General features: G+C 73.2%; 21 protein-coding genes. 15 read left to right on the forward strand and 6 right to left on the reverse strand.

Annotated features, from left to right (window positions below; genetic code table 11):
• The first annotated feature begins 158 nt into the window (after positions 1 to 158).
• Together CRP52_RS25765 and CRP52_RS40605 are read left to right on the forward strand one after the other, a co-directional pair.
• The gene (locus CRP52_RS25765) at positions 159 to 404 is read left to right on the forward strand and encodes a chaplin (protein ID WP_097238566.1); all 246 of its coding nucleotides are present in this window, start codon (positions 159 to 161) and stop codon (positions 402 to 404) included.
• Between the two features lie 277 nt (positions 405 to 681).
• Positions 682 to 1,551 (forward strand): chaplin, encoded by an 870-nt coding sequence (locus tag CRP52_RS40605; protein ID WP_097238567.1) that lies wholly within the window; start codon positions 682 to 684, stop codon positions 1,549 to 1,551.
• A gap of 121 nt (positions 1,552 to 1,672) precedes the next feature.
• Here CRP52_RS40605 and CRP52_RS25775 read toward each other — a convergent pair whose 3' ends face one another.
• Entirely contained in the window at positions 1,673 to 1,882 is a 210-nt protein-coding gene (locus CRP52_RS25775) for a DUF5703 family protein (RefSeq protein ID WP_037901221.1), read from the reverse strand.
• 363 nt (positions 1,883 to 2,245) lie between these two features.
• On the opposite strand from CRP52_RS25775, the gene CRP52_RS25780 reads away from it, so the two are divergent.
• Positions 2,246 to 2,851 (forward strand): hypothetical protein, encoded by a 606-nt coding sequence (locus CRP52_RS25780; RefSeq protein ID WP_097238568.1) that lies wholly within the window; start codon positions 2,246 to 2,248, stop codon positions 2,849 to 2,851.
• A 98-nt stretch (positions 2,852 to 2,949) separates the two neighbouring features.
• Here the strand turns inward: CRP52_RS25780 and CRP52_RS25785 are convergent, their stop codons facing one another.
• A complete protein-coding gene (locus CRP52_RS25785; protein ID WP_257032856.1) occupies positions 2,950 to 4,908 on the reverse strand; it encodes a helix-hairpin-helix domain-containing protein in 1,959 nt (652 codons plus the stop codon).
• On the opposite strand from CRP52_RS25785, the gene CRP52_RS39845 reads away from it, so the two are divergent.
• On the forward strand, positions 4,898 to 5,068 hold the full coding sequence (locus tag CRP52_RS39845; protein ID WP_257032857.1) for a hypothetical protein: 171 nt from the start codon (positions 4,898 to 4,900) through the stop codon (positions 5,066 to 5,068). The genes CRP52_RS25785 and CRP52_RS39845 overlap by 11 nt on opposite strands.
• Before the next feature lie 130 nt (positions 5,069 to 5,198).
• On the opposite strand, the gene CRP52_RS25790 is transcribed toward CRP52_RS39845, so the two are convergent.
• The gene (locus CRP52_RS25790) at positions 5,199 to 6,179 is read right to left on the reverse strand and encodes an aldo/keto reductase (RefSeq protein WP_097238570.1); all 981 of its coding nucleotides are present in this window, start codon (positions 6,177 to 6,179) and stop codon (positions 5,199 to 5,201) included.
• Positions 6,180 to 6,430: 251 nt separating this feature from the next.
• On the opposite strand from CRP52_RS25790, the gene CRP52_RS25795 reads away from it, so the two are divergent.
• Positions 6,431 to 7,477 carry an LLM class F420-dependent oxidoreductase gene (locus tag CRP52_RS25795; protein ID WP_097238571.1) on the forward strand — a complete coding sequence of 349 codons (1,047 nt, stop codon included), beginning with the start codon at positions 6,431 to 6,433 and terminating at the stop codon, positions 7,475 to 7,477.
• A 24-nt stretch (positions 7,478 to 7,501) separates the two neighbouring features.
• Here CRP52_RS25795 and CRP52_RS25800 read toward each other — a convergent pair whose 3' ends face one another.
• On the reverse strand, positions 7,502 to 8,482 hold the full coding sequence (locus CRP52_RS25800) for a magnesium and cobalt transport protein CorA (protein WP_097240347.1): 981 nt from the start codon (positions 8,480 to 8,482) through the stop codon (positions 7,502 to 7,504).
• A 210-nt stretch (positions 8,483 to 8,692) separates the two neighbouring features.
• Here CRP52_RS25800 and CRP52_RS25805 point away from each other — a divergent pair, with 210 nt between their 5' ends.
• From CRP52_RS25805 to mshC, 6 genes are all read left to right on the forward strand, one after another.
• Entirely contained in the window at positions 8,693 to 9,385 is a 693-nt protein-coding gene (locus tag CRP52_RS25805) for a histidine phosphatase family protein (RefSeq protein WP_097238572.1), read from the forward strand.
• Between the two features lie 230 nt (positions 9,386 to 9,615).
• Positions 9,616 to 10,185 (forward strand): DUF3090 domain-containing protein, encoded by a 570-nt coding sequence (locus CRP52_RS25810; RefSeq protein WP_097238573.1) that lies wholly within the window; start codon positions 9,616 to 9,618, stop codon positions 10,183 to 10,185.
• Entirely contained in the window at positions 10,155 to 11,027 is an 873-nt protein-coding gene (locus CRP52_RS25815; protein WP_097238574.1) for an SCO1664 family protein, read from the forward strand. The genes CRP52_RS25810 and CRP52_RS25815 overlap by 31 nt, the downstream gene beginning before the upstream one ends.
• 83 nt (positions 11,028 to 11,110) lie before the next feature.
• A complete protein-coding gene (locus tag CRP52_RS25820; protein WP_097238575.1) occupies positions 11,111 to 12,046 on the forward strand; it encodes a helix-turn-helix transcriptional regulator in 936 nt (311 codons plus the stop codon).
• Positions 12,047 to 12,190: 144 nt separating this feature from the next.
• On the forward strand, positions 12,191 to 13,030 hold the full coding sequence (locus CRP52_RS25825; RefSeq protein ID WP_218893116.1) for a carbohydrate-binding protein: 840 nt from the start codon (positions 12,191 to 12,193) through the stop codon (positions 13,028 to 13,030).
• A 219-nt stretch (positions 13,031 to 13,249) separates the two neighbouring features.
• A complete protein-coding gene (mshC, locus tag CRP52_RS25830) occupies positions 13,250 to 14,479 on the forward strand; it encodes a cysteine--1-D-myo-inosityl 2-amino-2-deoxy-alpha-D-glucopyranoside ligase (RefSeq protein WP_097238576.1) in 1,230 nt (409 codons plus the stop codon).
• A 96-nt stretch (positions 14,480 to 14,575) separates the two neighbouring features.
• Here mshC and CRP52_RS25835 read toward each other — a convergent pair whose 3' ends face one another.
• Positions 14,576 to 15,529: a PAC2 family protein gene (locus tag CRP52_RS25835; RefSeq protein WP_097238577.1), complete on the reverse strand. Its 954-nt coding sequence runs from the start codon at positions 15,527 to 15,529 to the stop codon at positions 14,576 to 14,578.
• 354 nt (positions 15,530 to 15,883) lie between these two features.
• On the opposite strand from CRP52_RS25835, the gene CRP52_RS25840 reads away from it, so the two are divergent.
• A complete protein-coding gene (locus CRP52_RS25840) occupies positions 15,884 to 16,405 on the forward strand; it encodes an SRPBCC family protein (RefSeq protein ID WP_097238578.1) in 522 nt (173 codons plus the stop codon).
• Positions 16,406 to 16,408: 3 nt separating this feature from the next.
• Here CRP52_RS25840 and CRP52_RS25845 read toward each other — a convergent pair whose 3' ends face one another.
• Positions 16,409 to 17,503 carry a glycosyl hydrolase family 18 protein gene (locus CRP52_RS25845; RefSeq protein WP_107474906.1) on the reverse strand — a complete coding sequence of 365 codons (1,095 nt, stop codon included), beginning with the start codon at positions 17,501 to 17,503 and terminating at the stop codon, positions 16,409 to 16,411.
• Positions 17,504 to 17,646: 143 nt separating this feature from the next.
• Between CRP52_RS25845 and metH the strand changes: the two genes are divergently transcribed.
• From metH to CRP52_RS25860, 3 genes are all read left to right on the forward strand, one after another.
• Positions 17,647 to 21,159, forward strand: coding sequence for a methionine synthase (gene metH / locus CRP52_RS25850; RefSeq protein ID WP_097238579.1), 3,513 nt, complete (start codon positions 17,647 to 17,649; stop codon positions 21,157 to 21,159).
• Between the two features lie 142 nt (positions 21,160 to 21,301).
• On the forward strand, positions 21,302 to 22,006 hold the full coding sequence (locus tag CRP52_RS25855; RefSeq protein ID WP_097238580.1) for an HAD family hydrolase: 705 nt from the start codon (positions 21,302 to 21,304) through the stop codon (positions 22,004 to 22,006).
• A 247-nt stretch (positions 22,007 to 22,253) separates the two neighbouring features.
• Positions 22,254 to 23,852, forward strand: coding sequence for an ABC transporter substrate-binding protein (locus CRP52_RS25860; protein WP_179852921.1), 1,599 nt, complete (start codon positions 22,254 to 22,256; stop codon positions 23,850 to 23,852).
• Positions 23,853 to 23,981 lie beyond the last annotated feature (129 nt).

Genomic DNA, 23,981 nt, shown 5'->3' on the forward strand with positions numbered 1-23,981 from the left:
ATCGACAGAAACGATTCTGCCCGGAATTCCGCGCCGACCATCTGTGCGAGACCTCACCGTTGCGGGTGAATGGGAAATTCGTTCCGTACCCCGTTTGCCGCAGCGTCGTTCATCCCTGTGCACCCCGCCGAACGGGTTGCGTTGTCCATACAGGAGGAATGATGAAGGTCAAGAAGATCGCCGCTGTCGCCGCCGCCACCGGTGGCCTGGTGCTCGCCGCCGCCGGTGTCGCATCCGCTCACGGCGGTGCCGCCGCTCAGGGTGCGGCCGTCGGCTCCCCGGGCGTCGCCTCGGGCAACCTGGTCCAGGTTCCGGTGCACATCCCGGTCAACGCCTGCGGCAACACCGTCAGCGTGATCGGCGTGCTGAACCCGGCGTTCGGCAACCACTGCGCCAACTTCTGAGTCGACCTCCGGGCCGCTGAGGCCTGTTGAGCGGACTCGACCCCGGCCCCCGGGCGGCGGACGCGCCGTACCGGGGGCCTTCGCGTCCCTGGATACCCGACGGCGACACGATCGCTCGATCGGGTGAAGCTGCTTCGTTCGGCCCAACCTCCCCGTCGGCCCGTCGTTAACTCCTGTGCAGCCAAAGACCCTGCGTGATTTACGGATATTCGGAAATTCCGACTTTCATAAGGTTCATGCCAAGGTCGAAACCTCGTCTCGAACGTCAGGGGAAAACATGAGGAATGTGGCCAAGAAGGGCATCCTCACGGCCGTGGCCACCGGCAGTGTGCTGGCCTCGACCGCCGGCTACGCCTACGCGGGCGCCGAGGCACAGGGCGGTGCCGCGGGTTCGCCGGGCGTCGCCTCGGGCAACTCGGTGCAGGTCCCGGTGGAGGTGCCGATCAACGCCTGCGGCAACACGGTCGACGTGATCGGCGTGCTCAACCCGGCCTACGGCAACCACTGCGCCAACGTCAGCGGCGGGCGCCACGCGGCGCCCCCGTCCGGGCAGGCCGGCCAGGGCGGCCACCCGGGCAGCGGAGCCACCGAGGGTTCCGGCACCGGCGGGAGCCGGGGCACCACGGCCTCGGGCTCCTCCGCCTCCGGCACCGCCGCGGGCTCGCCCGGCGTGGCCTCCGGCAACAGCGTCCAGGCCCCGGTGCACGTCCCGGTCAACGCCTGCGGCAACTCCGTCAACGTGGTCGGCGTCGGCAACCCGGCCTTCGGCAACGACTGCGGCAACGTGGCGCAGCCCGCGCCTCCCGCGCACACGCCCGCCCCCAAGCCGGGCGACGACTGCCACGAGGGCGACCACCCGACCCCGCCGCAGACCGGCGGCGAGACGACGCCGAGCACCCCGGGCATCCCGCGCACCGGCGGCCCGGAGACCGGGGCCCCGGCCACGCCGGTCGTCCACGGCACGACCCCGGGCACCCAGGCCGTCCCGGCCGCCGCCCCGGTTGCTGCCCCGGCCGCCACCCCCACCGCCGACAGCCAGCTGGCCTCCACCGGCGCCGGCGGCGTCGAGCTGCTCGGCGCGGCCGGCCTCGCCCTGTTGCTCGGCGGCGGCGTGCTCTACCGCCGGGCTCGCGCCGGAGCCCGCTGAGATAGCAGCCCCGCGGGGCCGACCGCGGAAACGACGCACCCGCGGCCGCCGGATGACCAGGCGGCCGCGGGTGCGTGGAAGTCGTGCGCGAGGTCCCGCCACGGGCGGAGCGCCCCGCCCGTCACCAGTTCCGGACCTGGCGGATGATCCTCCGCTTCAGCCGGACCGTCCGGCTGCCGTCGGGGAACAGCCGCAGCCGGTCGAGCTCCCAGTGGCCGTACTCGGCGTGCTCGGTGAGCAGTTGGCGCGCCGCGTTGCGCGTGGTGCCGCGCGGCATGCGCAGCGACTGGTACTCGTACTCCGGCTGCCGGACCGGCTTCCGTGGGGTCAAAACGCTCCTCCTGAGGATCACCTTCAGGCAAGCCTACGGCCTGCCCCGGACAGTCGGCCCGGGGATTTCCGGCCGTCCTCCCGTGCGGGAACGGCAGCCAGGGAGATCATGATCCGGGCAGTCGGCTGACAGTGCATCAGTTCTGTTGCGGCCGTGGAGGGGATACCCCGATCCCGGCGCGCGAAGCGGTGCCCGGACGGCCTCGCCGGGTCCGCCGTGCGCCCTCCGCGCCCGTCTCGCGCCCGTACCGCAGGGGGACGTACATGTGCAGATCGGACATCGGGGGGGAAGTTGCGGTGAAATCGCGGGTGTAGGTGACAACCGCTGTGCGTACCGACACCGCGGGGAGATAGCGTCTGCACCATGTCTGATGCCGCGCAGCCCACCATTGCCGAGGTACGCGCCGCCGCTGAGGCGGTCAAGGCCGCCATCGACCGTCATCTGGAAGCGGTGTCAAGCCCCAACGCAGCCGATGATCCCGCCGTGTCCGCCGCCTACGAGCAGCTCGCGACGGCGGCCATCGCCTACGACCAGCTCCTGTACGAGGCCTACGACGAGGTCACGCCCTTCGAGATCCCCGGGGACGAGGGCCCCGGCGGGTACCACGGTCCCGAACAGCCCGAGGCGATCAGCGTGTTGATCCGCCGCGACTACCACGTCGTCGACCCCAAGCGGCTGCGCGCCCAGGCCGAGCGGCTGGACGAGTCGCTGACCCCGGGCGGTGCCGGCGCGGGCGAGGTGAACGCCGCGATCGGTGTGCTGTTCGGCGAGTACGAGCCGGACGAGATCGCCGCCCGCAGCGAGGAGTTCGGGCTGGAGGAGGGCGACTCGACGCTCTGGGTCGCGGCGGCCGAGCCGACCGAGCCGGGGGAATGGCTGCCGGAGCCCTTCGAGCACGCCGACCCGCAGCTGCTGATCTGCCGGTTCGACGTCAGCGAGGTCTACGACGACGAGGACGGCGACGACTGACCGGCTGACGCCTGACGGACGCGACGACGGGCGGACGTGATGACGGCCGGGCCCCGGAGCATGGGGCCCGCCCGTCATCACGTTCGTCGGGGGTGCGCTCAGTACGCCGGGGCGGCGTTCTCGGCGAGGATCGCCCGCAGCCGGGTGGTACGCGGCTGCGCCGGGCGCTCGGCGACGGCCTGGACGAGCGCCGGGCCCGCCGCGTGCACCACGGACAGGTGCCGCTCGCCCCGCCCGAAGGCGGTGTAGACCCACTGCCGGGTGAGCGCCGGGGCGGCGTCCTCCGGGACCACGACCACCGCGCCCGGCCAGCGGCGGCCGAGTGCCTGGTGGACCGTCAGCGCCCAGCCGTGCCGCAGCCGGGCGGCCTCGGCGGGCGGGACGGTCCGGCGGGTGCCGTCCGCGTACTCCAGGTGCAGACCGTCGGCGTCGCCGTCCAGCACCCGGGCCGGGCGGGTGATGCCGGGCGCGGGGGAGTCGACCACCCGGTCGCCCGGGTCGAACCCGCCGAACCGGCCCGGGCCGGGGTTGAGCCGGGCCTTGGCGGCGGTGTTCAGGGCCCGGGTACCGGCCGCGCCGCCGTGGCCCGGGGTGAGCAGCACCACCTGCTCGGCGGGGATGCCCAGGGCGCGCGGGATGGAGTCGGTGAGCAGCTGGATCGCCCGGTGGACGGCCTCGCCGGCGTCCTTGGCGGTCAGGATGACCACCTCCTTGTCCGGTGCGTCGACCGGCTGGAGCTCACCGATGCCGACGCCGGAGACCAGCTCGCCGATCGGGCCGAAGTCCGGGGTGCGGGAGGCGACCGCCGGGCAGGCCTTGGCGGCCAGCAGGTCGGCGAAGAAGCGGCCGGGGCCGGCCGACCAGAGCTGGCCCGGGTCGCCGCTGAGCACCAGCCGGGTGCCGTCGGCGAGCGACTCCACGACGGTCGCGGCCAGTTCGACGTCCAGCAGCGGGGCGTCCAGGACGATCAGCAGATCCAGGGCGAGCATGCCGTCCGGCCCGCGGCCCGGGCCGGCGGTGCCGGCCAGCAGCTCGGCGAGGGTGACCACGGGGGCTCCGGCATCGGCCCCGGCTCCGGCGAGTGCGGCGAAGGAGGCCCGGCCCTGGTCGGTCCAGGTGGCGGCCCAGACCCGCAGGCCGAGGCCCCGGGCGGCGGTGAGCAGCGCGGCCGGCTCGGCGCGGGCCGCCTCGCCGCCGGTGTGCAGGACGAGGGCGTTGTCGGCCACCGCCTGGATGAGGGCCGTCGCGGAAGAGGACGGCGCGGCCTCGGCGGCGGCCGCCCACGCGGCCGGGCCGGGGGCGGCGACGGGCTCAGGCTCGGCGCCCTCCGCCTCGCCGTCCGCTGCGTCCGCCGTCTCCCCGCCCGCCGACTCGACGTCCGATTCGACGTCCGAGTTCACGTCCGAATCGAGAGCGGACTCGGCGGCGGAGGAGTCGCCGTCCTCCTCGACGTCCTCGCCCGGCACGAAGGTCGCCATCAGCTGGAGCAGCCCCTCGGCGAGGGTGGTCTCCGCCATCGCCAGCCGCTCCAGCGCGAGCAGCGTCCGGGTCGGCGGCTCGTCGTCCTCGCCGCCCGCCGCCTGGGCCTCGGCGCCGGTCAGCTCCTCCTGGGCGGGCAGCACCCGGCCGTCCTCGACGGCGGCCTGGACGGCGGCGACCGGGTCCGGCATCCGGAGCCGGTCGAGCCCGGAGGTCACCTCGGCGAGCTCCAGGGCCGAGTGCCCGCGCAGCGCCGCCTGCTCCAGCAGCCAGACCACCAGCGCCTGCGCGCGGCGCGGGTCCGCAGGCTCGGCCTCCGGGCCGAGCAGCTCGCGGGCGAAGCGGTCGGCGTGCTCGGGCCGGACGCCGGGCAGGCCCAGCACCGCCCACGGGTCCTCGCGCAGCCGCTCGGCCGCGTCGTCGCCGAACTCGGCCACGGCGGCGGCCGCCAGCTCGGCGGGGGCGCCGCCCGCGGCCAGCACAGCGCTGGTCCGCTGGAGCGCGTCGCCGCGCGGCCCGTCCGCCATCACGGCCGCCGGAGCCGCCGGAGCCGCCGGAACGGCCGGGGTGGCGGCCACCGAAGCCTCCGCCTCCGCCCTCGCCTCCGACGCCGGTTCGGCCGGGCGCCTCGGAGCCAAGCCCGCCGAAGCCCCCGGCCCCGACCCCTGCGGCGCGATGCTGCGGATCCGCGCCGCCAGCTCCGCGATCGCCGCGGCCTTGTCGGCCGCAGTCCCCTGAGTCGCCGCGGTCCCCGGAGTCGCCGGAGCCGCCGAGGTCTCCTCCGGAGCGCCGTTCCCCGTGTCACTCATCGTCGTCCGCTCCAAAGGTCACTCCACTGCGCGTTCTGCTCGACGACCCGGCCGACTGGTCACAGCTCGGTCCACCCCTGGTCCGGGTAGCGGTGCACCGGGGACGACACGTCGTCCAGCGCACTGCGGATCTCACCCGGAAGCGTAAGTGCCTCCACCGACAGCGCCGCCTGCAGCTGGGTCGCCGTCCGTGCCCCGACCAGCGCGCTGGCCACCCCGGGGCGGTCCCGGACCCAGGCCAGCGCGACCGCCAGCGGGCTGCTGGCGAGCCCGTCGGCGGCGGTGGCGAGGGCGTCCACGATCCGCCGCGAGCGCTCCCCGAGGTACGGCTGGACGAACCCGGTGAGGTACGGCGAGGCGCCGCGCGAGTCCTGCGGGACGCCGTGCCGGTACTTGCCGGTGAGCACCCCGCGCCCGAGCGGCGAGCCGGCCAGCACCCCGATCCCGTCGTCCAGCGCGGCGGGCAGCGCCTCGCGCTCGATTCCGCGCTGCAGCAGCGAGTACTCCAGCTGCGCCCCGGCGAGCGGCACCCGCCCGTGGTGGGCGCGCTGCCAGGTGGCGGCCTTGGCGAGCTGCCAGCCGCTGAAGTCGCAGACGCCGACGTAGCGGGCGCGCCCGGTGGAGACGGCGATGTCGAGGGCGCTGAGCGTCTCCTCGACCGGGGTGGTCGGGTCGAAGGAGTGCACCTGCCAGAGGTCGACGTAGTCGGTGCCGAGGCGGCGCAGCGAGTCGTCCAGGGCGGCGAGCAGGTGGCCGCGCGAGCCGTCGAAGCGGCGCGCGGAGTCGGGGACGCTACCGGCCTTGGTGGCGATGACGAGGTCGGAGCGGGGGATCAGGTTGTCGGTGAGCCGGGAGATCAGGTACTCGGCGCCGCCGTCGGCGTACACGTCGGCGGTGTCGATCAGGTTGCCGCCGGCGTCGACGAACTCCTTGAGCTGCTCGCCGGCCTCGTGCTCGTCGGTGTCGCGGCCCCAGGTCATGGTGCCGAGGCCGAGTCGGGAGACCTGCAGACCGGTACGGCCCAGGTGACGCTTTTCCATCGGACGGGCCCTCCACTGGCCGGTGGCCCCGGGCGCCCCGGTGGCCCTGTGAAAGCGCAGGTGAGGAGAGTGCTCTCCCACGTCGGCTGAGCGTAGCGGCCGGTGTGCGGGCAGGTGTGCAGACCCGCAGAACGATCACCGCCGGAGGAGGTGGTGCGGGTGTGACCCACCCCACCACTACCCGTCAGTAGCATGTCCGGCGCGGGCGCGGTTACCCTCGCCACAACCCAACCCACTGGAAGGTGCGGCAGATGCGACTCGGTATCAACCTCGGCTACTGGGGACTCGGCATGGACGCCGACAACATCGCCGTGGCCCAGGAGGCGGACCGGCTCGGGTACGCGGTCTGCTGGGCGGCGGAGGCGTACGGCTCGGACGCCGCGACGGTGCTGAGCTACGTCGCCGCGAAGACCGAGCGGATCGACGTCGGTTCGGCCATCTTCCAGATCCCGGCCCGTACCCCGGCGATGACCGCGATGACCGCGGCGACCCTGGACACCCTCTCCGGCGGCCGCTTCCGCCTGGGCCTCGGCGTCTCCGGCCCGCAGGTCTCCGAGGGCTGGTACGGCGTGAAGTTCGACAAGCCGCTGGCCCGCACCCGCGAGTACGTGGAGATCATCCGCAAGGCGATGTCCCGCGAGCGCCTGGTCCACGAGGGCGCGCACTGGACCCTGCCGCTGCCCGGCGGCCCGGGCAAGCCGATCAAGCTCACCGTGCACCCGGTCCGCGAGCACATCCCGCTGTACATCGCCGCGATCGGCCCGAAGAACCTGGAGCTCACCGGCGAGATCGCCGACGGCTGGCTCGGCATCTTCTTCTCGCCCGAGCACTCCGCGCTCTCCCTCGACCCGCTGACCGCCGGCCGCGCCAAGGCCGGGAAGACGCTGGACGGCTTCGACCTCTGCCCGACCGTGAACCTGGCCGTCGGCGAGGACATCAAGGCCGCCGTCGACTCCCTGCGTTCCTACGCCGCGCTCTACATCGGCGGCATGGGCAGCAAGGAGAAGAACTTCTACAACCAGCTCACCCGGCGGATGGGCTTCGAGCAGGCCGCCGACGAGATCCAGGAGAAGTACCTGGCCAAGGACTACGCGGGCGCCGCGGCCGCCGTCCCGCACGACCTGGTCGACGCCACCTCGCTGATCGGCGACACCGCCCGGATCGCCGACCGGATGCAGGCATACGCCGACGCGGGCGTCACCACACTGACCGTGGCCCCGGCCGGGTTCACCCTGGACGAGCGGATCCAGGCGCTGCGCACCGGGGTCGCGGCCCTGGAGCGCGCCGGGCTGGCGTAAGCGCCTGAGCGTGTTCGAGTGGCGCTACAGCCAGTCGTGCCGCTTGAACACCCGGTGCAGCACCACGCAGACCACGGCCATCAGCACCAGTACCGCCGGGTACCCCCAGGGCTGGTGCAGCTCGGGCATGTCGTCGAAGTTCATCCCGTAGATCCCGGCGATCATCGTCGGCACGGCGGCCAGCGCCGCCCAGGCCGAGATCTTCCGCATGTCGTTGTTCTGCTGCACGCTGACCTGCGCCAGGTTGGCGTTGAGGATGTCGGACAGCAGCCGGTCCATGCCGTCCACCTGGTCGTTCACCCGGGCCAGGTGGTCGGCGACGTCCCGCAGGTAGGGCGCTGCCTCGGGGCGGACGAATCGGGCGCCGCGCTCCAGCGCCAGCATCGGCTCCAGCAGCGGGCCGGTGGCGCGGCGTACGGACATCACCTGGCGCTTGTAGCCGTAGATCCGCCCGGCGGTGTCGCGGCCGACCCGGCTGGGGGTGAAGATGTCCGCCTCCAGCTCGTCCAGGTCGCTCTGCAGTGCGGTGGCCACCTCCATGTAGCCGTCCACGACGGTGTCGGCGACCGAGTGCAGCACCGAGCTGGGCCCGAAGCGCAGCAGTTCGGGTTCCTGCTCCAGGCGGGCCCGCAGGCCGCCGAGCGGGGAGTCCGCGCCGTGCCGGACGGTCATCACGAAGTCGGGCCCGAGGAAGACCATCACCTCGCCGACGGTGACGACATGCGCGCCGGGGGCGTAGCCGAGGGTCTTCAGGGAGACGAACAGCGAGCCCTGGTAGGCCTCCACCTTGGGGCGCTGGTGGGCGCTGACGGCGTCCTCGACGGCCAGCGGGTGCAACGCGAACTCCTTGCCGACGTGGTCGAGTTCCTCGGCGGTGGGTTCGAAGAGGCCTATCCAGACGAAGCCGTCCGGACCGGCCGCGCGGGCGGCGGCGAGCGCACCGGCCAGGTCGGCGGGGGCCTCGATCCGGCGGCCGTCGGAGTAGGCGGCGCAGTGGACGATCATGCGGGCCATTGTCACCCGACCGCGGCCTCCGGGCACAGGACCGGTGCGGTGCGGGTCCACCGGCCGGTGCCGGCGGCCGGTGTCGTCGGCTCGGTGGCGAGGCGGCTCGGCGGGCAGGACGGCCGACCGAGACCGCCCCGGGCGCCCGGGCGGATAACCGGACGGTAACCCGCCTCCACGGCCGGGCCCGGAGGCCGTAGGCTGAGCCCCATGCCCACCCTGCTGCTCGTCCGTCACGGCCGCTCCACCGCGAACACCGCCGGAATCCTGGCCGGTTGGACCCCCGGCGTCGACCTCGACGACACCGGGCGCGGGCAGGCCGCCGCGCTGGCCGACCGGCTGGCCGGGATCCCGCTGGTGCAGGCCGTCAGCAGCCCGCTGGAGCGCTGTCGCCAGACGCTGGAGCCCCTGCTGGCCGCCCGGCCCGAGCTGGGCGCCCCGGCCGAGGACGAGCGGCTGGGGGAGTGCCACTACGGCGACTGGACCGGCCGTCCGCTGGCCGAGCTGGCCAAGGAGCCGATGTGGCGCACCGTGCAGGACCACGCCGCCGCCGCGGCCTTCCCCGGCGGGGAGTCGCTGCGCGAGCTGAGCCACCGCACGGTGAGCGCGGTGCGCGAGTGGAACGGGAAGATCGCCGCCGAGCACGGCGAGGACGCGGTCTGGATCGCCTGTTCGCACGGTGACGTGATCAAGGCGGTGGTGGCCGACGCGCTCGGCCTGCACCTGGACCACTTCCAGCGGATCAGCGTCGAGCCCGGCTCGGTCACCGCGATCCGGTACACCCCGCAGCGGCCCTTCGTGCTGAGAATGGGCGACACCGGCGACCTCTCCTCGCTCGCACCGCGGACCGGCGCGGCCCCGGTCACCCCGGCCGGCGACGCGGTGGTCGGCGGCACCGCCTGACCGCGGCCACCCGCGACGCGGGCCGGCAGCCCCGCCGGCGTCCCTCCCGCGCGTGACTGCCCGGGCGTCAGCGCCCGCACGTCACCACCCGAGACCCCGGGTGCCATCCCCCCGGCCGTCGGCTCGGCTCCCCGGCCGGAGCCCGGAGGTCGTAGGGTGACTAACGAGTCCCGAAACCCGCGATCCCCCACGGCGGATCCGCGCCGACCGACACGATCCGGAGCGAGAGCGTGCCCCGTCAGGTCTTCTTCTACGACCAGCCCGAACGGTTCGTGGCCGGCACCGTCGGCCAGCCCGGCGCCAGGGCGTTCTACCTGCAAGCCAGCGCCCGGGGCCGGATCACCAGCGTGCTGCTGGAGAAGACCCAGGTCGCGGCGCTCGCCGAGCGCATCGAAGAGGTGCTGGACGAGGCGCTGCGGCGCAGCGGCGGCGACACCGCCATCCCGGCCACCGCCCCCAAGGACCTGCTCGACACCGCGCCGCTCGACCTGCCGCTGGAGCAGGAGTTCCGGGTCGGCACGATGGCCCTGGCCTGGGACAGCGTGGACGGCTGCCTGGTGGTCGAGGCGCAGGCGCTGGTCGAGGACGAGGAGGACGAGGAGGGCGCCGAGACGGTCTTCACCGACGACGACACCGGCCCGGACATGCTGCGGGTGCGGCTGTCCGGTGCGATGGCCCGGGTGTTCGCCAAGCGCGCGCTGGACCTGGTCGCGGCCGGCCGCAAGCCCTGCCCGTTCTGCAACCTGCCGCTCGACCCGGAGGGCCACCTGTGCCCGCGCGCGAACGGCTACCGGCGCTGAACACCGAGACCCCGCCCCAGGCCGACCCGGCGTCGGCGGCCGCGCTGGCCGCCGACGTGCCCACCGCCCTCGCGCTGCTGCGCCAGGGCGAGCTGACCGTGCACGGCCGCCTCACCGACGCCTCCAACGCCGCGCTGTACTGCACGGTCGCGCACGGCTCGCTGAGCGCGCAGGCCGTCTACAAGCCGGTGGCCGGCGAGCGCCCGCTGTGGGACTTCCCGGACGGCACCCTGGCCGGCCGTGAGGTCGCCGCCTACGAGCTGTCCGCGGCGACGGGCTGGGCGCTGATCCCGCCGACCGTGCTGCGCGAGGGCCCGCACGGGCCCGGCATGGTGCAGCTGTGGGTCGAGCCGGACCCGCAGGCCGAGCCGCTGCTCGCGCTGCAGGACCCGCGCGGCCCGGAGGAGGGCTGGCTGCCGATCATCCGGGCCGAGGTCGAGGGCGGGCGCACCGCGCTGCTGGTGCACCACGACGACGGGCGGCTGCGCCGGCTCGCGGTGCTGGACGCGGTGCTCAACAACGCCGACCGCAAGGGCGGCCATCTGATCCCGGCCGCCGACGGGCGGGTGTACGGCATCGACCACGGCGTCACCTTCAACACCGAGGGCAAGCTGCGCACCCTGCTCTGGGGCTGGGCCGGCGACCCGCTGCCGGCCGAGGCGCTGGAGGTGCTGGCCCGGCTGGCCGAGCAGTTGGACGGCGAACTGGCCGAGCGCCTGGCCCCGCACCTGACGCAGGCCGAGCTGGCGGCCACCCGGGCCCGGGTGGCCGAGCTGCGCGACTCCGGCCGCCATCCGCTGCCCTCCGAGGACTGGCCGGCGATCCCCTGGCCGCCGGTGTAGCGGCCGCTTCGGGCCAAGGCAGGGTTCCCGTACGGGAGTTGGTGGTCTGGACCGGTCCCCGGAGGAGGTCGCACACTGCTCCGATGGACGCGCGACGGACCACCCCCACCCCCGCCCCCCGAACCACGCCGGACCTGCCGCTGCACCGTCTCCAGGTCCCGCTGCCCCACCTGCTCCCCTTCGCGATCGGCAGCTTCGACGCGATCGGCCCGCTCTCCCGGGCCGGCTTCCCCCACCGGCACTCGTTCTACGAGATGGTCCACGTCACCGGCGGCCGCGGCGCCCACGTCCTGGACCTCGTCCAGCGGCCGCTGGCACCACCGCAGTTGTGCGTGATCACCCCCGGCCAGGTGCACTACTGGGCGGACACCGAAGGCCTCGCCGGCCGGGTCGTGCTGTTCAACGAGGACTTCCTGCTCGGCCACCCGCAGGACCTCGCCGCCCTGCGGGCGCTGGCCGCCCGCCCCGCCCTCGCGCTCGGCGGGCAGGCCGACGCGATCGGCGCCCTGTTCGCCGACATGGAGCACGAGTACCTGACCAGGGCGCCCGGCTACCAGGGCGTGCTGCGGGCCAGTCTGCACATCCTGATCGTCCGGGCGCTGCGCGCCTGCGCCCCGGACGACCGGCCGCTGGTGCCCAGCCGCCCGGCCGAAGTGGCGGCCGCCTTCACCCGGTTGATCGCCCGGCCGGGCGGGGTGCGGCACTCGGTGGCCTCCACCGCCCAGGAACTCGGTGTCTCTCCGGGGCACTTGCAGACCCTGGTGAAGCAGGCCACCGGCCGCACTCCGGGCGGACTGATCCGCCGGCAGCAGACCCTGGAGGCCAAGCGGCTGCTCGCCTGTACCGATCTGACGATCCGCCAGGTGGCGAAGGAAGCGGGCTTCGTGGATCCGGCGTACTTCTGCCGCTTCTTCCGCCGGGAGACCGGGATGACGCCGGGGGAGTTCCGGGCCAAGGTCGACGGAAATCACCACGATCCCCGGATCATGTCCATCGCGGTCGCACCGGACGGCCCGTAGTTTTGCTGCTGGCCCGAGGAGTGGCGTCGGCGGTCGGTCCGGCGCGTACGGGCGTGCGGTCGGTCCGGTCCTTGTCATGCCCCCACCATGGCAAGGGCCGCCCCTCCGCCCTTCGCTTCCCGCCTCACGAGAAGGAGACGGCGCATGCCCATGCCCGACCGCATGATCAGTCGCAAGACCGTACTGAAGGCCGCCGCCGCGCTCGGGGCCGCCCCGCTGCTGATCGGCGGCGGGGTCGCCCTGGCTCGCGACCAGGTCGGCACCGGCCGGGCGCCGGAGCTCACCCCCGAGTGCCACGACGGCGACGACCCCACGATCGAGCAGACCGAGGGCCCCTACTTCAAGCCCGACTCCCCGCTGCGCAGCTCCATGGTCGGCGACGGCCCCGGCACCCGGCTGGCCGTCATCGGCTACGTCTTCGGCCGCGCCTGCCGGCCCGTCCCCGGCGTGCTGCTGGACTTCTGGCAGGCCGACGACAACGGCGCCTACGACAACGTCGGCTACACCTTCCGCGGCCACCAGTTCACCGACGCGGGCGGTGCGTTCAGGCTGGACACCATCGTGCCCGGCCTCTACCCCGGCCGTACCCGGCACCTCCACGTCAAGCTCCAGGCCCCCGGCCGCCCGATCGTCACCACCCAGCTGTACTTCCCGGGCGAGCCGCGCAACAGCACGGACTCCATCTACGACGCCCGGCTGCTGATGAACGTGCGGCAGAACGGCCCGATCCGCGAGGGCAGCTACGACTTCGTGCTGGACGTGCCGCAGACCCCCGGCACCCCGAGCCCGACGCCCACGCCGACCCCGACCCCGACCTCCACGCCCACCCGGCCGCCGAGCGGCAGTTGGACCCCGGGCACCGCCTACCGCGCGGGCGACCGCGTCACCTACTCCGGCGTCTCCTACGTCTGCCTCCAGGCGCACACCGCCATGGTCGGCTGGGAGCCGCCAAACGTACCGGCCCTCTGGCAGCAGCGGTCGTAGCGGCTCCGGCCGCCTCCCGGAGAGCCGGGCGCCCGGTCGGCAGCAGGGCCGACCGGGCGCTCACCGCGGTCCGGAATCCGGACCGATCTCCGTGCGGCGAAGGTGCATCGAAAGGTCCAATACCAGTCGGGAAGCGGTCAGGCAACGACAGGAAGCGAATCCAGTCGATCTTGCTTACTGGTTAGGCTTTCAAATGTTCGCAAGGTTAAAGTTGTTTCCATGCATGCCTGGCCCGCCTCCGAGGTTCCCGCCCTGCCTGGTCAGGGGCTCCCTCTCCGTATCCACGACACCGCAGCGGGCACGGTCCGCGAGGTGGTGCCGCAGGACGGCACCGCCCGGATCTACGTCTGCGGCATCACCCCCTACGACGCGACCCACATGGGCCACGCCGCCACCTACAACGCGTTCGACCTGGTCCAGCGCGTCTGGAAGGACGCCGGCCACGACGTCCTGTACATCCAGAACGTCACCGACGTCGACGACCCGCTGCTGCAGCGCGCCGTCGAGACCGGCCAGGACTGGACGGCCCTCGCCGAGCGCGAGACGGCCCTGTTCCGCGAGGACATGACCGCCCTGCGGCTGCTCCCGCCGGCCCACTACATCGGCGCCGTCGAGTCGATCCCGTGGATCGTCCCGATCGTCCAGAAGCTGCTGGCCTCCGGCGCGGCCTACCGGGTGGACGGCGACATCTACTTCTCGGTCGACGCGGACCCGCACTTCGGCGAGGTCTCCGGCCTCACCCGCGAGGCCATGCGCCCCGTCTTCGCCGAGCGCGGCGGCGACCCGGACCGCCCGGGCAAGCGCAACCCGCTGGACGCCCTGCTCTGGCTGGCCGCCCGCCCGGGCGAGCCTGCCTGGGACACCGAGCTCGGCCACGGCCGCCCCGGCTGGCACATCGAGTGCGTCGCCATCGCGCTGCAGTACCTCGGCATGTCCTTCGACATCCAGGGCGGCGGCAGCGACCTCTCCTTCCCGCACCACGAGATGGGCGCCGCGCACGCCCAGGTCGCCACCGGCACCCACCCGTACGCCAAGGCGTACGTGCACGCCGGCATGGTCGCCCTGGACGGCCACAAGATGTCCAAGTCCCGCGGCAACCTGGTCTTCGTCTCGGCGCTGCGCCGCGACGGCGTCGACCCGGCGGCGATCCGCCTGGCGCTGCTCTCGCACCACTACCGCGCCGACTGGGAGTGGACCAAGAGCGTCCTGGACGAGGCCGTCGAGCGCCTCGCCCGCTGGCGCGCCGCGGTCTCCCGGCCGGACGGCCCCGCGGCCGAGCAGCTGCTCGCCGAGGTCCGTACGGCGCTCGCGAACGACCTGGACGCGCCCGCCGCGCTGGCCGCCGTCGACCGCTGGGTGGAGCGGCAGGAGACCGAGGGCGGCACCGACATCGGCGCGCCCGGCCTGGTGACCCGCACCGTGGACGCCCTGCTCGGCGTCGCGCTGTAGCTCCCCAGGACGGCTGCAGGTCCCTCAGCCGCAACGCCGAAGGGGCGTCAGGACACCGGTCCTGACGCCCCTTCGGCGTTGCTGGGGCCGAGGCGGCTACTCCTCCTCGGCGCCGTCCGGGCTCTCCCGGCCCGGGCCCGGCGGCTCCGGCTCGGCCGGCCGCTCCGCGGTGGCGTGCCCGGCGACCGGCTTCTCGCCGGTCGGCCCGACGTTCTCCCGGCGGCGCAGGTAACGCTCGAACTCGCGGGCGATGGCGTCCCCCGAGGCCTCCGGCAGCTCCGCGGTGTCCTGCGCCTCCTCCAGCTGCTGGACGTACTCGGCGACCTCGCTGTCCTCGGCGGCCAGCTGGTCCACGCCCAGCTGCCAGGCCCGGGCGTCCTCGCCGAGCTCGCCCGGCGGGATGCGCAGGTCCAGCAGGTCCTCCAGCTTGTTGATCAGGGCCAGCGTGGCCTTCGGGTTCGGCGGCTGCGAGACGTAGTGCGGCACCGCCGCCCAGAGCGTCACGGCCGGGACCCCGGCGTGCGTGCAGGCCTCCTGGAGCACGCCGACGATGCCGGTCGGGCCCTCGTAGCGGCTCTCCTCCAGGTCCAGCCGGCGGGCCAGGTCGGGGTCGGAGGTGACACCGCTGACCGGCACCGGGCGGCTGTGCGGGGTGTCGCCGAGCAGCGCGCCCAGGATCACCACCAGCTCGACGCCCAGCTCGTGCGCGAAGCCCAGCAGCTCGTTGCAGAACGAGCGCCAGCGCATGCTCGGCTCGATGCCGCGCACCAGCACGACGTCCCTGGTCGTCGGCTCGGTGACCCGGATCACCGAGAGCCGGGTGGTCGGCCAGGTGATCCGGCGGATGCCGCCGTCCAGCCAGACCGTGGGCCGGTTGACCTGGAAGTCGTAGTAGTCCTCCGCGTCCAGGGCGGCGAACACCTTGCCGCCCCAGGTCTCGTCCAGGTGCGCCAGAGCCGCGGAGGCGGCGTCACCCGCGTCGTTCCAGCCCTCGAAGGCGCAGACCATGACCGGGTCGATCAACTCGGGAACATCTTCCAACTCGATCACCCAGCGTCTCCCTCCGGTCGGCGGTCGGACCGGCGCCGCCTCGGCCGGCTTGCCGGGCGCCGACGGGCCTGCTGCCGACTGTCGAACCTCTCGTCACCCATGGAACGCCTCGCCCCATGGTCCCTACCTGCCCAGCCTACGGGCTTTGATGCGCCCCGTGACCGGGCACCGGGACAGTCTGGGGGAGCCGGCCGTGCCGATCCAGCGGATATCGGGACGGCCCGGCCCGACGGGGCGTCAGCCCGCGGCCGGGGCCGGACCGCCTCCGCCCGGCGGCCCGGCCCGACGGCGTGCCGCGCCGGCGGGACGGCGCGATGATGAACGGGCGGGGGCCGGGCGGAAGGGGCCGGACCGATGAAGCGATGGCTGTGGATCGGCGCGGGCACGGGCGCCGTCGCGCTGGCCGGTGCCGCAGTGCTGGCGGCGGACCGCGCCGGGCGCCGGTTGCCGGTGGAGCACGTCACCGAGGGCGGCCTGGAGCTCGCCCAGTCGCCCGGCGCGGTCTGGGACGTGCTGACCGACATCGACCTCTACCCGGCCTGGCGCCCGGGCCTGACCCACGTCGAGCGGCTGCCCGCCGCGGCCGGCGGCCGGGAGCGCTGGCGCGAGTACGACCGGCACGGGCACACCACGTACGAGGTGGTGGCCAGCGAGGCCCCGCACCGCCTGGTCACCGGCATCGCCGACCCGGACCTGCCCTACGGCGGCACCTGGACGTACGTGCTGACCCCGGCCGGGCCGGGCTGCTCGCTGACCGTCACCGAGCGCGGCGAGGTGCGCCGGCCGCTGTACCGGGCCGTCTCGCACTACGTCGTCGGCGAGGACAGCACCATCCACCGCTACCTGGGCGCCCTGGCCCACCGGATGGCCGCCTGACGGCTACCGGACGTCGACCCAGCCGCTGCGGTAGTCCGCCCAGTTCCCGGGCGTCGAGGCGAAGTCCACGTACAGCGCGACGCCGAAGTTCGCCCGCCGCGGGTCCTCCCGGCCCAGGCCCAGCCGGACGCCGCGGACGGCCGCCGGGACGGTCTCGGCGTCGCCCCAGTGGCCCCACTTGTCGTCCCAGTAGAACGGCAGGCCGATCAGCAGGTCCACGTCGGCCGGGGTGGCCTGCAGGGCGAGCTCGGTCTGCTGGGCCACGTAGCCGCCGTACAGCGGAGCGGTCGGCATCGAGGTGTCGTAGGTCATCACCGCGACCTGGTCGACCCGGCGGGCGGTCGCGGCGAAGTACGCCCCGTCCCACCACTTGCCGTGGTCGGTGAGCAGGATGCCGGCCGTGTGCAGGCCGGGGACGGGGTCGATCTGCGGGGCGGCGACCGAGAGCTTGGCGCCGCGGGCCGCGGTGACCGGGCGGACCTGGTCGAGCAGGGCCAGCCAGCCGGCCGAACCCGGGCGGATCGGTTCCATGTCGAAGTGCACGCCGTCGAAGCCGAGGTCCAGCACCTGGCGGGCGGAGGCGGTGACCCGGTCCCGGGTCGGGGCGTCCTCCAGGTCCATGGCGTCCTTCTCCGGCTTGACCTCGTCGCCCAGCCAGCTCTGCACCCGCACGCCCGGCAGCTCCCGGTGGACGGTGTCGGCGAACCAGCGGGCCCGGGGGTGGACGGCGGGCGGCAGGGTGCCGTCGTGCTCCAGCGGGCCGGTGTGCACGTACAGGTCCCGGATGCCGGTGCCGGCCAGCTGGTGGACCAGCCCGGCCACGTCGGTCTCGGTCTTGCGGCCGTCCACCCAGGCGTGGCCGAGCCAGAGCGCGTCGCGGCCCCGGGTGCGGGCCTCGGCCGGGGGTTCACCCGTGTAGTGCAGTCGGATCGTGACGAACACCGAGCCGAGTGCGGTGGCGGGCACGGCCGCCGCCAGCACCAGGACCAGCAGGGTCCGTCGCCACCAGGACCAGCCTCGCCAGCGGTCGCGCAGCGCCCGGAACGGGACCGCCAGGGCCCCGCCGATCCGCCGCGCGCCGGTCCGGAATCGGGCCACGCGGTCGCTCCCCCCGTTCGGTCGAACGCTCAGGATACGGAATGGGCCCGCAGCCCGAGCCGTGGGCCGGATACCCTGGCCACGTGCGTGCCCGAGCAAGCGGGCGTGCAAAGCCGACAGCCGTCGCACCAGGGAGAAGCCCCATGGCCACTGCAGCCAGTCCGTCCGTCACTCCGCAGAGCCGCGCGAACGCGCTGCGTGAAGCGCTCGCCACCCGGGTGGTGGTGGCCGATGGTGCGATGGGCACCATGCTCCAGGCCCAGGACCCGACGCTGGAGGACTTCCAGAACCTCGAAGGCTGCAACGAGGTCCTCAACATCACCCGGCCCGACATCGTCCGCTCCGTCCACGAGGCCTACTTCGAGGTGGGCGTGGACTGCGTGGAGACCAACACCTTCGGCGCCAACTTCTCCGCGCTCGGCGAGTACGAGATCTCCGACCGCATCCACGAGCTGTCCGAGGCCGGCGCCCGGATCGCCCGCGAGGTGGCCGACGCCCACACCGCCGCGGACGGCCGCCTCCGCTGGGTGCTCGGCTCGATCGGCCCCGGCACCAAGCTGCCCACCCTCGGCCACGCCCCGTACGAGACGCTGCGCGACGGCTTCCAGCGCAACGCGGCCGGCCTGATCGCCGGCGGCGCCGACGCGCTGCTGGTCGAAACCAGCCAGGACCTGCTGCAGACCAAGGCCGCCATCCTCGGCTCCAAGCGCGCCCTGGCCGAGGCCGGGCTGGACCTGCCGGTGCTGGTCCAGGTGACGGTGGAGACCACCGGCACCATGCTGCTCGGCTCCGAGATCGGCGCCGCGCTCACCGCGCTGGAGCCGCTCGGCGTGGACTACATCGGCCTCAACTGCGCCACCGGCCCGGCCGAGATGAGCGAGCACCTGCGCTACCTGGCCAAGAACGCCCGGATCGGCCTGTCCTGCATGCCCAACGCGGGCCTGCCGGTGCTCGGCAAGGACGGCGCGCACTACCCGCTCACCCCGGCCGAACTGGCCGACGCGCACGACGTGTTCACCCGCGAGTACGGCCTCTCGCTGGTCGGCGGCTGCTGCGGCACCACGCCCGAGCACCTGCGCCAGGTGGTCGAGCGCGTCCAGGGCCGCGAGATCGCCCCGCGCACCCCGCAGCCCGAGCCCTCGGCGGCCTCGCTGTACCAGGCGGTGCCGTTCCGCCAGGACACCTCGTACCTGGCGATCGGCGAGCGCACCAATGCCAACGGCTCCAAGAAGTTCCGCGAGTCGATGCTGGCCGGCGACTGGCAGGCCTGCGTGGAGATCGCCCGAGACCAGATCCGGGACGGCTCCCACCTGCTGGACCTCTGCGTGGACTACGTCGGCCGCGACGGTGTCGCCGACATGAAGGAGATCGCCGGCCGCCTGGCCACCGCCTCCACCCTGCCGATCGTGCTGGACTCCACCGAGCCGGACGTGCTGCGGGCCGGCCTGGAGGCCCTGGGCGGCCGCGCGGTGCTCAACTCGGTCAACTACGAGGACGGCAACGCCCCCGACTCGCGCTTCGGGAAGATCGCCTCGCTGGCCCGCGAGCACGGCGCCGGCCTGATCGCGCTCACCATCGACGAGGAGGGCCAGGCCCGTACGGCCGACGCGAAGGTGGCGATCGCCGAGCGGCTGATCGCCGAGCTGACCGCCGACTACGGCATCGACGAGGGCTCGATCCTGGTCGACTGCCTCACCTTCACCCTGGCCACCGGCCAGGAGGAGTCCCGCCGGGACGGCATCGAGACCATCGAGGCGATCCGCGAGCTGAAGCGCCGCCACCCCGATGTGCAGACCACGCTCGGCCTGTCCAACATCTCCTTCGGCCTCAACCCGGCCGCCCGCGTGGTGCTCAACTCGGTCTTCCTGCACGAGTGCGTGGAGGCCGGCCTGGACTCCGCGATCGTGCACGCCTCCAAGATCCTGCCGATCTCCCGGATCCCCGAGGACCAGCGCGAGGTCGCCCTCGACCTGGTCTACGACCGCCGCCGGGACGGCTACGACCCGCTGCAGCGCCTGCTGGAGCTGTTCGCCAACGTCTCCTCGGCCTCGGTCAGGGCCTCCAAGGCCGAGGAGCTGGCCGCGCTCCCGCTGGAGGAGCGGCTGCAGCGCCGGATCATCGACGGCGAGCGCAACGGCCTGGAGGCCGACCTCGACGAGGCGCTGGCCGGGCGCCCGGCGCTGGAGATCGTCAACGAGACCCTGCTGGCCGGCATGAAGGTGGTCGGCGAGCTGTTCGGCTCCGGCCAGATGCAGCTGCCGTTCGTGCTGCAGTCCGCCGAGGTGATGAAGACCGCGGTGGCCCACCTGGAGCCGCACATGGAGAAGTCCGACGACGAGGGCAAGGGCACCATCGTGCTGGCCACCGTCAAGGGCGACGTCCACGACATCGGCAAGAACCTGGTCGACATCATCCTGTCCAACAACGGCTACAACGTCGTCAACCTGGGCATCAAGCAACCGGTCTCGGCGATCCTGGACGCCGCGCAGGAGCACAACGCGGACGTGATCGGCATGTCCGGGCTGCTGGTGAAGTCGACCGTGATCATGAAGGAGAACCTGGAGGAGCTCAACCAGCGCAAGCTGGCCGCGAGTTACCCGGTGATCCTGGGCGGCGCCGCGCTCACCCGGGCCTACGTCGAGCAGGACCTGCACGAGATCTACGAGGGCGAGGTCCGCTACGCCCGGGACGCCTTCGAGGGCCTGCGGCTGATGGACGCGCTGATCGCGGTCAAGCGCGGCGTGCCCGGCGCCGCCCTGCCGGAGCTGAAGCAGCGCCGGCACGCCCGGGTCGAGGTGGCGGAGCCGGAGCCGGAGGTCAACCTCGGCCAGATCCGCTCCGACGTCGCCGTCGACAACACCGTGCCCACCCCGCCGTTCTGGGGCGACCGGATCGTCAAGGGCATCCCGTTCGCCGACTACGCCTCCTGGCTGGACGAGGACGCACTGTTCAAGGGGCAGTGGGGCCTGAAGGCGGCGCGCAGCGGCGAGGGGCCGTCGTACGAGGAGCTGGTGGAGACCGAGGGCCGGCCGCGGCTGCGCGCCTGGCTGGACCGGCTGCAGACCGAGGGCTGGCTGGAGGCGGCCGTGGTCTACGGCTACTACCCGGCCAACTCCAAGGGCGACGACCTGATCGTCTTCCACGAGGACGGCACCGAGCGCACCCGTTTCACCTTCCCGCGCCAGCGCCGCGGGCGCCGGCTCTGCCTGGCCGACTTCTTCCGCCCCGAGGAGTCGGGCGTGCGGGACGTCGTCGGCCTGCAGGTGGTCACCATGGGCAACCGGATCTCGGAGGCGGCCAACGAGCTGTTCGCCGGGAACTCCTACCGCGACTACCTGGAGCTGCACGGCCTCTCGGTCCAACTGGCCGAGGCGCTGGCCGAGTTCTGGCACGCCCGGGTCCGCTACGAGCTGGGCTTCTCCGGCGAGGACCCGCAGGACGTCAAGGACATGTTCGCGCTCAAGTACCGGGGCGCCCGCTTCTCGCTCGGCTACGGGGCCTGCCCCGAGCTGGAGGACCGCGCCAAGATCGCCGAGCTGCTGAAGCCCGAGCGGATCGGCGTGGTGCTCTCCGAGGAGTTCCAGCTGCACCCGGAGCAGTCCACCGACGCGATCGTGATCCACCACCCGGAGGCGAAGTACTTCAACGCCCGGTAACGCCTCGGTCCCCCTCCGTTCGCTCTTTTCGGACGAAGCGGGCGTATCCTGGATGATCCTGAACGGGCCGGTCCGCTCACCAGCGGGCCGGCCTGTGCCATCCCCGGGGGCTCCCCGGGGCCTGCCGGAAGGACGTCCGCCCATGACCACCAGCCCCACTGCCACCCGGGTCCTCGACCACGGTGACGACCGCGGTCTGCAGGCGGTCCTGCTGGACATGGACGGCACCCTGGTGGACACCGAGGACTTCTGGTGGCAGGCCGAGGTCTCGCTCTTCGCCGAGCTCGGCCACGAGCTGGACGAGGCGGACCGCGCGCACGTGGTCGGCGGCCCGATGACCCGGGTGATGGACTACCTGGTCGCCCGGACGGGCGTGGACATCGCACCGGCCGACCTGGGCGTCCTGGTCAACCAGCGCTTCGTGGACCTGCTGGCGGGCGGCGTGCCGCTCATGCCGGGCGCCGAACGTCTCCTCAACACCCTTGCCGCGCACGGGATCCCGGCGGCCATGGTGTCCGCCTCGCACCGGCACGTGATCGACATCGTGCTGCGCTCGCTGGGCGCCCACCACTTCGCCTTCACCATCGGCGGGGACGAGGTGCCGCGCACCAAGCCGTTCCCGGACCCGTACCTGGAGGCGGCCCGCCGGCTGGGCGCGGAGCCGGCCCGTTGCGTGGTGGTCGAGGACACCCCGACCGGGGTGAGCGCGGGCGAGGCGGCCGGCTGCCCGGTGATCGCGGTGCCCTCGGTGGCGGCGATCGAGCCGGCCCCCGGACGGCTGGTGCTGCCCTCGCTGGAGCAGGTCGACCTCGATCTGTTGCGCTCGCTGGTCGCCTCGCGGGTGTGACCCGCGGGTGACCGTCGAGTGTGATTGTCCTCTCATTGCGGACCGCCCCTACCGGCCGGTACGGGGCGTCAGGGGGCTCCGATCCGGGGGGATCGGGGGAGAAAAAGGGCATTGACCGACATCTCGTCGGTCGCGGCCGCGCTGCCCGTAACCACCGTGTCCCAAACGTCATCTGCGCGGGTATCGGTCGTGCGTGTTCGATATGGCACGCTACTCGGGTTTCGTGCCACCGATAAGGACGCGCCCCGTGAAGACTTCAGCTGAACGCCTCGCAGTACTCGGCTGTGCCGGTCTGGTCGCCGTGACGGTGGCCGGCTGCGGATCGGTGACCGACGCCGTCAAGGGGGACAGCGGCAAGTCGATCACCATGGGCACCGCCCAGCTGACCGGCACGCTGGACCCGGCGATGTCCTACGACTCCGGCTCCTGGCTGGTCATGCGCAACGCCTTCCAGTCGCTGCTCACCTTCCCGGCGGCCGCCAGCACGCCCACCCCGGACGCCGCGCAGTCCTGCGAGTTCACCAGCAGCGAGGCCACCGAGTACCACTGCACCCTGCGGCCCGGGCTGAAGTTCTCGAACGGCCACCCGCTGACCGCCGCGGACGTGGTCTTCTCGATCGAGCGCACCCGGAAGATCAACGACGAGAACGGCCCGGTCTCGCTGCTCTCCTCGATCAAGTCCGTCGAGGCCAAGGGCGACACCGAGGTGCTCTTCCACCTCACCGCGCCCGACGCCACCCTGCCGGCCAAGCTGGCCACCCCGGCCGGCGCCATCGTCGACCACCAGGTCTACCCGGCCGACAAGGCGCTGCCCAACGACAAGCAGATCGGCTCCGGCCCGTACCGCATCGACTCGGTCGAGACGTCGGGCAAGCAGCTGGGCAAGGTCGTCCTGTCGCCCAACGACAAGTACGGCGGCGACGCCAAGCTGCGCAACAACAAGTTCACCGTCCGGTACTTCGACAAGGCCGACGACCTGAAGGCCGCGCTGGACAAGGGCGACGTCGACCTCACCGACAACAGCCTGGAGCCGAACACCGCCGCCCAGATCCGCGCCGACCAGCAGGGCGGCAAGACCGACCTGCAGGTGACCGAGGGCGACAGCAACGACACCCGCTCGCTGGTCTTCAACACCAAGGACGCGGTCGGCGGCAACGTCGCCGTCCGCCAGGCCGCCGCGCAGCTGGTGGACCGCAAGGCGCTCGCCCGCGACGTCTTCGCCCGGACCGTCCAGCCGCTGTACGCGATGGTCCCGGCCGGCGTCACCGGCCACACCACCGCCTTCTTCGACCGCTACGGCGACCAGGACCTGGCCAAGGCCAAGAAGATCCTGACCGACGCCAAGGTCCAGACCCCGGTCAAGCTGAACCTCACCTGGTCCCGCTCGCGGGCCGGCAGCAACGAGGCCGACACGCTGAAGAAGCAGCTGGAGGCCGGCGGCCTCTTCCAGGTCACCGTCCAGCAGGAGCCGGACTGGGACGCGTACAAGAAGGGCTGGGCCGAGGGCAAGTACCAGGCGTACGTCATCGGTTGGTTCGCCGACTACCCGGACCCGGACAACTACATCGCCCCGCTGCTGGTCAACGGCGGTGCCTACCACCACGGTTGGGACGACCCGCGGATCAGCGGGAAGCTGGTGCCGGAGGGCCTCAAGCAGGCCGACCGCAGCGCCGCCTCGCCCGGCTACGCGCAGATCCAGCAGATCGAGGCCGAGAACGCGCCGCTGATCCCGCTGTACCAGAACAAGGCCTTCTACGCGGCGCGTTCGTACGTCACCGGCGTCGAGTCCACCGTCGACACCACCGGCTTCTTCCGCTTCTGGGAGATCAGCCGGAACAGCAAGTAGTACCGATACGACGGCGGCCCGTCCGCTCCCTCGTCACCACGGGGGAGCGGACGGGCCGCCGTCACGTTTCTGCGGGCCGTTCACCGGCCGCTGCGGGCCGCCCTGGAGGGCTCCTGGGGGCCCGCAGGA

Origin of the sequence: Streptomyces sp. 1331.2, assembly GCF_900199205.1 — a bacterium.
Taxonomy (GTDB): domain Bacteria; phylum Actinomycetota; class Actinomycetes; order Streptomycetales; family Streptomycetaceae; genus Kitasatospora.